At 35.8% G+C, this 14,267-nt stretch carries 9 protein-coding genes; all 9 read right to left on the bottom strand.

The features are described 5' to 3' along the window. Positions 1-184: 184 nt before the first annotated feature. On the bottom strand, positions 185-1,516 hold the full coding sequence (locus H6H03_RS28980; protein WP_190958513.1) for a hypothetical protein: 1,332 nt from the start codon (positions 1,514-1,516) through the stop codon (positions 185-187). Between the two features lie 309 nt (positions 1,517-1,825). Further along, positions 1,826-2,035 carry a hypothetical protein gene (locus tag H6H03_RS28985; protein WP_190958514.1) on the bottom strand — a complete coding sequence of 70 codons (210 nt, stop codon included), beginning with the start codon at positions 2,033-2,035 and terminating at the stop codon, positions 1,826-1,828. Further along, the gene (locus H6H03_RS28990; RefSeq protein ID WP_190958515.1) at positions 2,035-3,228 is read right to left on the bottom strand and encodes a family 10 glycosylhydrolase; all 1,194 of its coding nucleotides are present in this window, start codon (positions 3,226-3,228) and stop codon (positions 2,035-2,037) included. The genes H6H03_RS28985 and H6H03_RS28990 overlap by 1 nt, the downstream gene beginning before the upstream one ends. Before the next feature lie 113 nt (positions 3,229-3,341). Further along, positions 3,342-3,815, bottom strand: a complete 474-nt coding sequence (locus tag H6H03_RS28995; protein ID WP_190958516.1) for a hypothetical protein — start codon at positions 3,813-3,815, stop codon at positions 3,342-3,344. Positions 3,816-3,837: 22 nt separating this feature from the next. Continuing rightward, positions 3,838-5,694, bottom strand: a complete 1,857-nt coding sequence (locus H6H03_RS29000) for a contractile injection system tape measure protein (RefSeq protein ID WP_190958517.1) — start codon at positions 5,692-5,694, stop codon at positions 3,838-3,840. Between the two features lie 15 nt (positions 5,695-5,709). Beyond that, a complete protein-coding gene (locus tag H6H03_RS29005) occupies positions 5,710-8,043 on the bottom strand; it encodes a hypothetical protein (RefSeq protein ID WP_190958518.1) in 2,334 nt (777 codons plus the stop codon). 75 nt (positions 8,044-8,118) lie between these two features. After that, complete coding sequence (locus H6H03_RS29010) at positions 8,119-8,343, bottom strand: hypothetical protein (RefSeq protein ID WP_190958519.1); 225 nt, start codon at positions 8,341-8,343, stop codon at positions 8,119-8,121. A 122-nt stretch (positions 8,344-8,465) separates the two neighbouring features. Then, on the bottom strand, positions 8,466-10,079 hold the full coding sequence (locus tag H6H03_RS29015; protein ID WP_190958520.1) for a hypothetical protein: 1,614 nt from the start codon (positions 10,077-10,079) through the stop codon (positions 8,466-8,468). 14 nt (positions 10,080-10,093) lie between these two features. After that, entirely contained in the window at positions 10,094-14,209 is a 4,116-nt protein-coding gene (locus tag H6H03_RS29020) for a hypothetical protein (RefSeq protein ID WP_190958521.1), read from the bottom strand. Positions 14,210-14,267 lie beyond the last annotated feature (58 nt).

The raw sequence follows: 14,267 nt of genomic DNA on the forward strand, positions 1-14,267 counted from the left end.
TACTGCCATTTAAATTGGAAATTATCTTTAATTTTTGACATATTAATAAGCGTTAGATTTTTTTATGCGATCGCAAGTAAAGGAAAGTAAACCTTTGATGCAATAATGTCACAAGTGACGGTACGGTCTAGCCATGCCGTCACTTGTGACAGTTGCGTAAGTCCTATTTCTGTTCCTATATGCTTTATACGGTTAAAAAATAGTCGGCACTAAGGCTGAGGTTGCTGGTGCCTTGAATGATAGCAATTAGTTCTGGGCTACTTTCATTCAAAAACAAAGCTGTACCCGTAGCTAAACCAGTCGGCGCTGCACCTAAGCTATAGCTAGACTTGAAGCCAGACAATTGCAGGGTGTCTTCAGTAGCATTGAAATCAGTAATCAGGGCGTAGTCACCTAATCCAGAAGTGCCGGCATTGCCATCATTGTAGAAAACACTTACAGTACTACCTAAGACAAAGCGATCGCTCCCAGCACCCCCTGTCAAACGGTCAAATTCGCCAACACCTATTGTTAGTGTATCTGCTCCTGTGAGTACGTCGATACCTTCATCTCCAAACAGGCGATCGCTCCCAGTACCACCGAAGACAGAATCATTACCACGTCCACCGTAGAGAAGATCGTTACCACTATCTCCAAACAGGGAATCATTGGCATCGCCACCTGTGATATAGTCATTTCCGGCATTGCCACGAATGGTATCACTGCCTGCACCACCCGCTTGAGTGTCGTTGTTAACGGTACCCAAAAGATTGAGAGCAACAATAGTCTGATTGTTTTTAGTTGTGGCATCGTTCTGGCCGCTAAATCCAGCATTGACTACTGTGTTGAGGTTTAGAAGCACACTGGACGACTGGGTAAAGCTATAGCCTTGGAGTAATTGTGTATACAAAGTGTGGGCATAGCTGTGATTCCCTGCAAAATTCCACTGTCCGGGCTGGAACAAGTCGTTCCAGTTGGCATAGACATCAAGGGTAGCCAACCGAGCATCATAGCCCAATGTTTCACTTGTATGTAATGCTACAACACGACTGGCATCAGTTGGATCTAGGCGATCGCTAGCCGCTTTGCCTTCAAAATCAGGCCCCGCAGGATCTAGTCCTACTATTTGAGCAATAGACTGTCCAGTAGATGCCTTGTAGCTAGAACCAGCGAATCCAGCAACGTGCGCTCCCAGGCTATGGCCGATGAGGTTGGTGTAAGTGGGATCTACGCCATTATTTATTAAGTACGTAGCTAACTGATTACCGACATCGCGCGTTCTAGCAGCTGAAGTAGAATACCACCAGGAACTAGCTGCTTCCTCCCAATCTAACAAAATGATGTTGGCATTGGACTCGCGCTGTCGAATGGTTTGGGCTATGTTTGCCATCCAATCTGCGGGTTGATAGTTATTATTTGCGTTGCCGCCAGTGCTTTGATAACCATGAATAACAACATAGGTCGGTGCGTCAGAATTAATGCGCCCCGAACGGTTGATAGAACCGTTACCCCAAATATTAAAGTTGACTTGAACCATACTTTGAAAAATCCTATGGGTCTGAAAATTGTTTGATAGCAAAAATTTCATTTAGTTGATTGCTGAGATGCTTGCAATCAATTAAATGTCAAATCAAAAATTATTTTGCAGTGTTAATTTATCTATAATAAAAATGATTTTACATAATACCAAAAACTTACATAAAGGGTCTAGCTAAGCATCTTTACATCTAAGATTTGCAACTGAATTTAGGAAAGCCTAAAAGCTTAACTAATTGAGAAAACTAATTTTTGAACATATCTAAGATAAAGATAATTATTTTATATTTTGGTAAAAATGAGTATAAATTTAATTTAAGATTAAAAGAATTTTATTCACCCCTGTTGTGTCACAGGAGAACCTAATTTCTGAAAGCCCTTCGGAACTTTGTTTTTCAATGGTCAGCATCCTATGGCCAACAGCTATGTATGGGGTATCAAACTCTTGGCTGTTCGCTGTTGCCTTTTTACTGATTAAAGGCGATCGCTTTTGCTCTGGCAACCGCAGTTTGCGGAGCATTATATCGAATTTTTTAAGCTAGAAGCTGTTTTTTCTGGATTACCAGAAAATGGAAAAACTAAGATACTCTTAATATTTGCATTATTAACTAAATTTCTTAAACGATTTAATTGACTATCTGTAATGGCCACCCCAGCATATTTTTGAGCATAGTTTAATTCTTCTTCAAAATTATTATCATTGTAAGCTTGAATAAATACGCGATCTACACCCCATTGTTCCCAGTCAGCCGCAAAATATCTTTTAGCCCAATAAGGATTATGATGGCAAATATCAAAACTTACTGATGAATTAGCTTTTTTCATCGAGCTTGTCATTTCTTGCACAAATTTAGTTAAATTTGCAGTTCTATCAACTTTCCCTGGTAATTCAGCGTGATATCCTAGATAATCATCCCATTGAACTGCATCAATATTCGGATATTTTTTGACAAACTCGACTAAGATACTTTTAAAAAAAGTAGCAACTTCAGGATTCTCCACGTCAAGTACATAATGATCGATTCCAGCGTAAGTTTTATCTACTCCCGGAACAATCCATTTTCGGGCAACTGCTAAATCAAAAATTGGACTATTTTGATCTATTTTAATTCCCTTCTCAAAGTAAGCGTGAACTTGCATTCCTTGTTGATGTGCCTCATCAATCAACCAATTTAACCATTGTTCTCGAAACTGGTTTGGGCAACTATCATACCCTAGAGTTTGCTGCATAACTTCACTTTTGTACATCGTACAACCATTTCCCCAAACACCATGAATGATTGTATTAAGTCCTTGAGCGCGATAGTAACGAACTCTTTGGCGAATTGTTTGTTCATCAGCGTTATTTGTAGCTTGATAGCGAGTTAAATAAATTCCTCTAATTACTTTTTTCTCCCAAGGAGTAGGAGGTAATGGCGTTTTTTGATTTTGGATTTTTTCCTCTGTAGTTTTATTATTATTAACTGGTAAATTTGGGGTTGGTAAAGTAGAAACCGGAGTAGGAGAAATAGTTGGGGTGGGAATTTTGGATGCAGTTGGAGCAGGCGTCACAATAGGAATACTTATTCGTTCATTCTTTGGTAAAAATTTGCTAATATCTAAATTTCCTTTCTGGCTGAACCACCAGTAGCCACCTCCTAACACGGCTATAATTACAGAAAATGGAATATTTAAGCATCCACATCCATTTGGCTCTTTCTTTTTCTGCGGCATATTATTTAAAGGCTATGATTTAATCTCGCTTTGTATATACAGATTGCTACCATTTTAGGTTGACATTTTCCAGATAGAATCTCTATAAAATCAGAGCAAATAGGAACGCTTAATTATACTTGTCCTTGAATAATTTGAGTCAATTCAGTGCGACTGCGATTTGCTTCTAACCAAAAAGCTAGCCAAAAGATGACTAGCATCAGTATGGGCATCCCTGCAAATAACGGAGCGATATGCTTAGGCATAGCACCTGTTAATATTATGGGAGCGATCGCACCATACCAACAGAAAAACCACAATCCTAAAAATGCCATAACAAAAGGATGTAGACTCATTTCTATATGAATTATTGTTTGGTGCGATTCGACTTCAAAGCGCCCTCTAATCATTGGTAAGAAGGAGTTGCGGTAGTGAATTATACGGCTAATTTTAAAGCCTTCTTCAGAAATGCTTCCTTGATAAGGCGCGTGTTTTGTAGAAAATCTGAATGCTTTCATAGGCTCAACTTTTGCATTTAGCCGTTGCAGAACTACAGGCAATGGATCGGGTGTAGAAATCGTAAAGGTATTGTACGGTAATACTTTCATATTGATTGAGTTTGCTAACTGACTACCATTCTACGTATAAAATATTTTCCATCCACGGCAGTTTGATAACTTGTATGCTCCACGGGATTCTATCTAGCAAAACATCATAAGTTTCACGTTCAACTTGTAGCAGCCAGCCATCATTATGAACTTTCAAGATGCCATTTCTGTGTAAAAAAGCTTTTCTAAATCCTTCTATAGACGTATTTTTTAAAATAGACCAATTTTGAATCACAGCAGATAACAAATTTTCACATTCTGCTTGTTCGTTCGTAGTGATTTCTAAATTAGTGTTTATAGGTTCTAATAAATCTATGCCGCAAAGTATTTTGTTTAGGGGAAAAATATGTTCAGATGACTCTGTTGAAGCATCAACTAAATACTGGAGTAAAAGAGATGCTCGTTCAGCAGACATCTTGTTAATAAAAAGATTATTTGCTACTAGCCCTATTTTGACTAAAAAACGATTCAAAAATGGCCATAGTAAAATTAACCCTGCATTGTAAATATAGATTTCATCAGATTGACTAAAAGTATTAACAGCATTTAGAAGTGTGGATTGCTGAAAATTTGTTTCTTGTTGGATTTTGATTTTCAGAGTTTGAGCAATTTGTAAAAGTTGATTGAGGCGTTTTGTCTGGTGAGGTTGATTCTCTAGCGTAGCAGAATTTTTTATTTCATTTAGTAATCTTTTGAGTTCATGTATAAGCTGATTGGCTTCTTGTGCATATTGCGGTGATATCTGTCTATTTAGACTTAGTTGTTGCAATTCGCTTAATAGTAGATTTACTTGTTTATCTTCTTTAAAAAACTGTGTCTCTTGGCTAGCAGTTTGAATTTCTGTTAGGATTTTTGTAAGTGTAGTTTTGAAATGTTGACCTTCTCTAATTAAATAGTTAACTTTGGTAACCAGACTGTTTAATAATTCTGAATAGTTAATTCCATTACTAGTGCTAATGTGTAATAAGTTAGCTTGGATTAATTTAAGTTTATTCAGTTGAATATTGCTATCTAAAGAAAGACTGAAAAATATTCCTTGCCATTTATCCAATCTTAATTTTGCTTGCGGAATATTTTTAGTTTGTTCTAGTTGTTTAAAGATAAGCTTTGTGTCTGTATTATAGTCTGCAATAAACTTTACTAAATCGGCATCATTAGTAAATAATCCTACTATTTTCAGCAGTATTGAATCAGAATATTGGTAAATGATGCGCTGTAATTGGTTTGGAATTTTAAAATTTTTCTCGACAAGAGATTTAATTTGATTTGGTGAATTTGTTATCAGGCGATCGCAACACTCTTCTAGCTCTTGTTTGCTTAATTTTTTGCTCCACCAAGGTAGCATACCTGTTTGGATAAAGTAGCTAAAAATATTTAATTGTGAGGCTTCTTTATCAGCAATTTCTAGTATTTCAATTTTATCCGATCTTCTTTTATCCCAAGTTGCATCCGCGGAGCTAACTTGATTTTCTCCTGTATTTTTATCCCCATGTCTACCTGTTTCATCAACCAAAGCTTCTATAGCAGGAAGCAATATTGAAGATTCACGTAACTTAGTATCGGGTTGTGTTTGCTCTGAAAAATTAGAAGTTGATACACCAATTTGTTTTAGTAATTGTTCTTCGAGTTTTTCTATAAATTTATTAACTAATTCCTCTTCTAGATTATTAATATCAATATTGCCTAAATTAATTTCTAAGGTATTAATCCGATATATTATTTCTGAACTGCTAAACTGACTCAACAAATTATCAATAATAGGAATAAATTTATGGTTATATATTCTACTTAATTCTTTTTGTAATTCAAAAGCACCTGTCTGTGAACTCAAATTAATTTCTATAATTTGTTTTTTGATTGAATGTTGTTGTTGGTTCACTTGCAGAAATTTTAATCAACTGACTACAAAATCTGTGCCGATAGTCATGTATCCCAGAACATTAAACTCTCTAATATCAACACTAGCAATTTCCAAAGCTTTAATCAGGTTATTACTCGTACTTTTAAGATTTTCAGGTGTGGCATTTTTGTCCACAATTGTATTCAGCCAATGAGTGTAATATCTTTCAAAATATTGCATTTTTGATTTATCTAACCAGTGAAAATAAGGAGTTATATGTGCAGGCATCTCTGCACTGATAATTTTATAAATTAGCTTTCTAAAGTTTTCATTTTGAAACTGCCAATCAGGAAATACAAAGCTGAGTTGAAAAGAGTAGGGATCTAGCGGTCGATCTACTTGTACCCACTGTCCTTCTTCTGATTTTACAAATCCAGTTTCTATTTCTATATCAAACGTATTTTGTTGAACATTAGTAACGAAATAAATTCCATTGTAATTATCTGTGTCAAATATTTGTATATGTTCGTTTTCAAAAAGTCCGTGTTCCTGAGAAACACAAGTTACTATTTTGTTTGAAATTGTGCTTGATTGAAATTCTGAAATGTGCTGACCAAAATTTAAAAAATTAGGGTTATCTTCGGAATTTTGGCTGCTATAAGGACGAAGTAAAATATGTTCGACTATATGGAATCCTTCTGTTTTAGTAGATTCATCAGAGAGAGCTAAAGTTTGCCGCTTGTAAGGGATTCCGATTAAACTGCAAATTCTTTTTTTTAGTCCCGATACGTTGTCTGTATCCCAAACTTGAGTAGAATCAGTATAATTAAATGCTTTACCTCTTCCGGCACTAATTTGAGGATAGTTTTGTAAAAAATTAACTTTATGATTAATTAGTTTTTCTTCCAGAATTGAGTTATATAAAAGTAAAGAATAATCTGTAAATTTTTCACAATACTGCGCTATTAAATGATTCAAAAAACGGTTTTTCCTTTCTAAATCGATGTCATTCCATTGAACTGCTGATGAATTGTTATCAATCTTTAATATTTCGACCGCACCTGGAATTTGAGAGATATCTTGAGAAAAGTAAGTGATTTTGTTTTTATCTTGAAAAGAGAATAAATCTTTAGCGTGTTCTAATTGAGCAAAGTAGTTAGCTAAAAGGCGATCGAAAAACATTAAATAAGCTTGCAGTTGCTTCGCTTGAGCTTTGCGTAAAGGAGAAGCGGAAGCAGGTAAACCTAATTCTCCAATACCATAATTAGCAGGAAAATCGTTTTGGATTGATTCATAATCAGATAATTCTCGATATTGTCCTTGAGGGATAGGGATATCTTTTATTTGTGTAGTTGATATAGATTTTGTATTTTGCCGTTGCAATAATTCCAGATGAGTTTTAGCTTTAGCCAGGTTCAAATTACACGGAATTTGTCCTTTATAAAAAGTAATATTATTTACCAAACTATCTATATCTTTAAGTTGTGGTGTTAGATTGCGATCTAATGCCAAAGCCCATTCTTCTAATTCTGATGACTTGTCGCTTGCAAGGGTAATATTTCTAACTGTTTTTGTTCCTGTAATATCTAAAATAATTCTAATCAAATCAGAAGTATGGAGTTCATCTTTCTTAGTGAAACTCTCAAGTTGTTCGTCATCAAGGAAGCCATGTTCCAGGGGAAACCCCTCAAAAATTTCTTCAGGAGTTTTACCTCGGTCTAATAGTTCTTTTAAAGTAAAGAATTGTAAGTTCGGAGAAATAAAATTATCTAAGCCAAAATATATCTTTGCCATTAATTCATTAATATCAAAGCCTTCATCTACCTCTATATCAGCTTTAATGGTAATTTCTTCAATGGATAATATTTCTATTAAAGCAAAATCTTCACACAGATTGCGATGTTGATTAAGTTTAGTTTTTATTTTTTCTAGTAAGCTAGCTTCATCAGATATATCTTTTTCTTTTTCAACCATTACCCGATAAAGCCCATTTAAATTGATTTCTTCAGTGAAATCAGAAGCTTTAAAACTTAATGTATGAAGAATTAAATCGTAATAAATGGGAAGTTGCCGATTCTTGATGGGTTCTAACCAAGCATTTTTAACGCCATCAATATCAATTAATAGTTTCCGATAATCATTAATTGTCAGGGGATTAACAGTGAGAATTTCTCTGGCTGTGAAAAACTGTTTTCTGTTTTCTCCAGAAGAAGGTGCAAGCAAATCTTTGATCTCGAAGTCAAGCCGATAGCTTAAATCCGTGATGGCGTAGCAGAGCTGTTCTAGGATAGTGATACCAGGATCGTGGGTATTGTAATCTGTCCACAGTTGCCCTGCTAGGCGTTCAATGTACTTTATGCCTTCTTGTCGCAATAAGGCAAAATTCATCCCAGGATGTTCGGGGAGAGTGCTGGAGATAGTGAGGTGTTCAGTCATGATGATTTTGTAGTTTTAGCTAGTGATTTAACTCCCTATTTTCTGTGTTTCTAAAACCTCTAGTTTTTCTACTTCAGATACAACACCGTTATTTTTAGTTAATTCTTCTTCTAATACCTGAATTGCTCCTTGAATACGGAGTAAAGTTTCTCGGACATTGATTTGTTTGGCTTCTAAATCTGCAAGGACTTTTTGTCCTGAGGCAAATTCAGCTTTGAGTTGTTGAAGACGGTTTTCCAGTTGTTGTCTCATTACTTTAAGTTTATTATTGCTGGTATTCAGTCAATACAGTTTAGTTAATGCTAAAAATTAAAACTGGTGTAGCTTCGATTGATGGTGCTTTAAAAAACTAACCACTAGACAATCCGCACTGCTTACAGAGAGTTGGCTGCTTCTGCTATGTCTACACTAATCGCCATTAGCCAAACAGTCCAGTTTTCATCCTTGTTGTGACTATAAAAATCACCCCTAATATACCACCAACCATCGGAGTTAGGATAAGTATAAACCTTAATAATTTCGCCAACACCTCCCTCATTTATATCACCAGAACCGCTATTAAATCCGGCAATGCTACAAATCCATCGACTTGTAGAATAGTCAGTTTTAAAATTAGTATTATCACCAATATTGCTATACTTTTTGACTGAGATTAGTTTTGTTGTCAGTTGTAGACTAGTTGCTTTTAAACTGCCATTCACCTCTAACTTTGCACCTGTAGTTGTAGTACCAATTCCTATATTGCCGTCAGGACTAATGGTGATTGCATCTACAATAGCTGGTTTGCTATCACCTTTCTTTTGAGTTCTGATTCTCAAACCAATGTCTCGATTGGATGAGTCGTCTCTTGCTTGAAAAAAAGCAAGGTTTTGTGTGCTGTATTCTTTGAGTTGGACATGTCCTGATAAATCGATATTTACCATACTGCCAGTAGATCCAGCAAGGGATAAAGAATTAGTTACAGTTAGACTTCCTGAGACAGTTAGGTTTTTTGTTTGAAAATCCTGGGTAGCAGAACCCGCCAGAAGTGCTTTAGTATCTGCATAGGTTTTGATTGCTTTTTCTGTTGGGATGGCAAGGTCGCTATTTCCTGCTAGAGTCCCATCATTAGAAATTTTATTGACTGTTACTCCCTGCTGTAGCTTGAGATTGCTATTTACAGTTAGGTTGTTTGTTTGAAAATCCTGGGTAGCAGAACCCGCCAGAAGTGCTTTAGTATCTGCATAGGTTTTGATTGCTTTTTCTGTTGGTATGGTTAGGTCGCTATTCCCTGCTAGAGTTACATCATTAGAAATTTTATTGACTGTTACTCCCTGCTGTAGCTTGAGATTGCTATTTACAGTTAGGTTTTTTGTTTGAAAATCCTGGTTAGCAGAACCCGCCAGAAGTGCTTTAGTATCTGCGTATGTTTTGATTGCTTTTTCTGTTGGGATGGTAAGGTCGCTATTCCCTGCCAGAGTTACATCATTAGAAATTTTATTGACTGCTATTCCCTGTTGTAGCTTGAGATTACCATTGATTTCTAACTTCGCTCCTGGAGTTATCGTCCCAATACCCACGTTGCCATCTTTATTAATTAGAAAAGCAGTCGTATCATTTAACTCATCATCTATTCGCAAAGCATCTTCATTAGCTGTCTGCTGAATATGCAATTTCGCCGTTGGCTGGTCAATACTTAGTCCGACATTCCCATTACTGTTAGCAATAAAAAGCCTACTACCTCCAGAATTAGATATATTTAAGCCTTGTTTATCTCCTGATTTTTGATTAAAACTCCAGGTTTTTGTTTCACCTGCATAAAAATCCATTAATTTCTCATCAGTACCCTGCGCCGTAATCTTCAACGGAGTATCTGCCCCAGACGGCTTTTCTATGCCATCATCTTTAATATTGAGGGTGGATTCGATGAAATCGGCAAAATCCTGTTGGGAAGGCTTTGTTCCTGTTTTGAATAATCCTTGCAGTTCACTTCTACTTTTTTGAGTCACGATCTTTACTCCTGTTAACTAATAACAAAATCAATACCGACAATCATGTAACCAATACCTTCAAAGTTCTCTTCATCATAATTATCTGTGCCAATTAAATCGATAATATGTTCGGGTGCAGAAACCAAAATTGCATCCTGATATTGCACCTGGGCCAGGTTTGACTGATTCACCCGATAATAAGTATCCGATTTACCTTGAGAACCAGCTTTAATGCCGATTTGTTCAATTAATTTCAGATTGGCAACATAATCCACATAAGGTCTGTTCTCAATAAAATAAATGAGTGAAGAACTGTGAATTGAACTTCCAAAGGTAATGTCTGCTTGCTCTTCATACGCCCAGGGAGACAAAAAGCGTTTAATATCTTCGTTAAGTTGATTGAGATAGTAACCCTGTTCGTATCCCTGGCGAAAACGGACACCCACTCTGTATTTAATACGTTCGTAGCGGGGATTTTTAACTACAATTTGCACAAAAGGTGAGGTATATTTTTGCAGATAGGCCTCAATTTCCTTAAGCAAATATAAAGGTGCTTTGGGTTCGAGGGGAAAGAATGGCGCAGTATTAGAAATATCGGGTATTACTACTATCGTCACCTTTGCAGCACCCGGATTATTGGAGCCAGCAGCAGAGGTGATACATTTAACTTTATAAATTTGAGGAAAATGTTCCAGTACCAGACGTTCGTAATCCCAAGGAGTTATTGCCCTTTGTTTATGGCGTAGTCTTTCACTCACCCGCATAGTAAAAGCGCGGTTATCTTCTTTGGGTTTACCACCAAATGATGTATATGGTTGTTGTACTGTTTTGATGGCGGGATCTCGCGTCACAAATCCTTGAATAGAATTAGCTGCCAAGGGTTTACTGAAATGTTCGGCTGCGTTCCCTTGATTAACAAAAGTAGCCCTAACTGCCTGAGTTTTGATGTCTAAAATATCAGGAATAGCGGTGGTATTTTCCTTAACAGTGGCTCGTAACCAATGCAATCCACTGGGTAATAATTGATGGTTATTGGTGGCTTTGTCTGGGATACTCAAGCGGATAATTCCCGGATCTACTAATCCGTTGGTACTATCAAAAAGTATCTCTGTGTCTTGAAATTCTCGCCAATTATTACCACTCAAGTAACTCCAGTAAATTTGTGGCGGAGTTAGTTCTCCATTGCCACTTCCCGCTATCATTTGGAAAAGGATGGAAATGTTTTGCGGTGGTTGTAAATTGCGGATACCTATATATAAACTACCTTCTTCTTGATATTGAGGTAGGAGATAATATTGGTTATTTGTTGAGTTATCTTGATTTAAGGTTTGGATATCTGCATAGCCAAAGGGATGAAGATGGAAGATTTGGCTCGATTCATAATTGGTTGAAGACGCTTGTAAGTCAACTTCCACTGAAGCCGTATAGTCGAGGGAGATAGCTTTAATTTGAGGGGTATAGGGAGGATAAACTGTCAGATTTTTCTTGTCATCGGTTGCTAAAGCAACCTTATTTAATACTATCGGATATAATTCATGTGCAAAATCAGGACTTTCTAATTCCAGTTTGAAGTATCTGGTTTGCTCAAAAGGATCGTCTGTAGCAATTTCAACAGTAGAAGTGTCGAGAGCATAGCCAGGAATATTAAATTTTTGATATTTGAGATGGATTAAATTACTTAAATTGTTCCCATCCTCAGAAAAAATAGGTTTATCATTTTCAATGTCCACCCAGCTTCTATTATTGAGAATTTTCAAACCTGCTTGAAAGCTATTATTAGCAACTTTCGTAATTACTCCAGTATCCGAATAAGCCTTGTAGTATTCTCCAAAGTTTTTGGGAAGTCCCATCCACTCAATATTTATGCAAAGACTATCTAATTTCTTGTAACTAATTTCTCTATTGGCAAAGTAAAAACTTGAACCCGCTTTAGGAGTATTACCAAAGGGTTGAAAAGGAGTTTTAGTATTGATAATTGAGTTATCATTTCGCAATTGTAAAGCTTGAATATTTTCAACCTCAATTTGTATCTTTACTTTTTTTAAAAGTACCGATCGCAATTGCTGGTAATAAATAACTTTTTCTTGAGGATTGTCTAATTCTGATATTTGGCTCAACAGAATTTTGACCACAGGATAGGGAGTAGCCATCAAAGAAGCTGATTCCTCTGCTTTGGGTGGTAAAATAGCAGGTAAGCTGTCATCAATGGTTAATTGAAATTGTAAGCTATTAAGATAAATAGCAGAAGGTTTATATAATTTAATCTTGTCATTACTAATCACCTCTTGAGAAAATATTCCCTTATCAATTTGCTGGATATTAGCTTTTTTACTATTTACTATTTCTGTAATTTCAAATATTTTACCGTCATTCCAAACAAGAAGCTGCCCGACATTGCTAGCATCAAATGTATCATCAGCGGTCAAAGACACACTTGTAAAGATACGACTTTCCGGAGCGATCGCACCTAAACTTATTTGCGAAATATTATAAAATTTAACTGGATCTTCTAAAATAAAATCGCCAATTTCATACCTAAACGATTTAGGTTGTATCCATTGCTTTCCGCTACTCAAATAAATCTCAAAAGGTTTAACTTTACTATTTATTGTCTGTTGCAAAGCATCTCGATTCAATGTCTTTCCAGAAGAAGCAAAGGTAAGGGTAATAGTACGCGTACCTTCTGACAAGAAAAATATAGGTGAAGTAACTGCAAAACCAAGAGAGTTTTGTATGCTTTGAGGAATACTTCCAAAAGTATTAAAACGTTGAAATTTAGCTATTTCTCCCTCTTTAACATCAACTGGAGAATTGGGATAAATATTTTTAATTTCCGTTCTGCCAATGGGAGGATAAATAAAATTACTTTTTTTGGTTTGTGCTTTTTCAACAAGGCGATAAACTTCTTCCCAATTAGGATTTACTGTAGTAGCTTGGATTTCCATAATGTTCCGGAAATCTTCCACACTCATATAAAGTTGTTCTTTAATATATCTAATAACTGGCTCTTGGCTAAGATTATCAAATATTTCAACCAGGGTATAATAATTATTCGGCATTTCTGGTAAAGCATCGCCAGAATTAGGACTACCGAGAGCCAATTTCAGCATTCCATCGAAGCCTGATTTTTCTCGTTCTTCTTTTAAAGTATTACGCCTAGCGAAAGTAATTTTTTTTCTATAGGCTTTTTCTATTATTTTATAAACCTCTTGCCATTCTAATTCCGTAGGTTTTTTGAGAGTTGGGTTATCCTGACTTATTTGGCGATCGTGTATGTCAAAGCAATATTGAAAATTTTCTATCGTATCAAAAAATAGGTTACTTTCAACATAGTTTTTTGCTTCTTGAGATATTTGCTTAGTATTTTTAAGTTGTTGATAAATATTTTTTTTGAGATAATTAATATCAACTGCTTCTCCATTAAAATCAGGTAATCTATCTCCTTGATTTGGGCTACCAATTGCCCATCGCAGCATGTTTTCAAAACCGCGATCGCTTCTATTCTCTTGCTGATGAATATCTTCTAAAGTTATGTATTGTTTTTCTACAAATAAAGTTTTAACACTCGCTACTGTAGCTCGATTAACGATGATGTCTTCATCAGTAGCGTAATTGAGATTAATACCTTGACTATCTTGACCTGCATTCAGCAAAGTACCCTGTTTAATGAGATGTGTATCTTCTCCTGACACCAACTCAAAAATGACATTTATTTTGTCTGCAACTTCCGCTTTTGTCGTTAACTTCAGTACCTCTTGATAGTAAAAATCAAGATATCTTTGAGTCAGTGCTTTAAACTGTTGCTGCGGATAACGTAATAATTGTAAAAACGTAAATAATAAAACTAGATGAGGTTGAGAAAATTGTCTTAATGTCGATTCATCATCGGCGAAACTTTCCGGGTTATTAATGTAAGCAACCATTTGCTTTATATCTCCGGCAAAAAAAGGCGACCAATCACCCTTTATCGTATTAGACTCATCAAAATAGTTGAGTTTTGTAGCATACTCTTGCACAAAAGTAAGTAAATCTGATGTATCGCGCTCATCAACTGCAACATAATCTGGTTCCAGTTCTCTGAGCAAGCGATCGCGCTGACTAACGCCATCTCGAAAAATCTGATCTTTAATTTGCTTATTTATATTCATAGCTAAATTATGAATTGTTATTGTATATAAAAATGAAAAATAATCGGTGAGCGATCGC

It is taken from the genome of Nostoc paludosum FACHB-159 (assembly GCF_014698835.1).
Classification (GTDB): Bacteria; Cyanobacteriota; Cyanobacteriia; order Cyanobacteriales; family Nostocaceae; genus Nostoc; species Nostoc paludosum.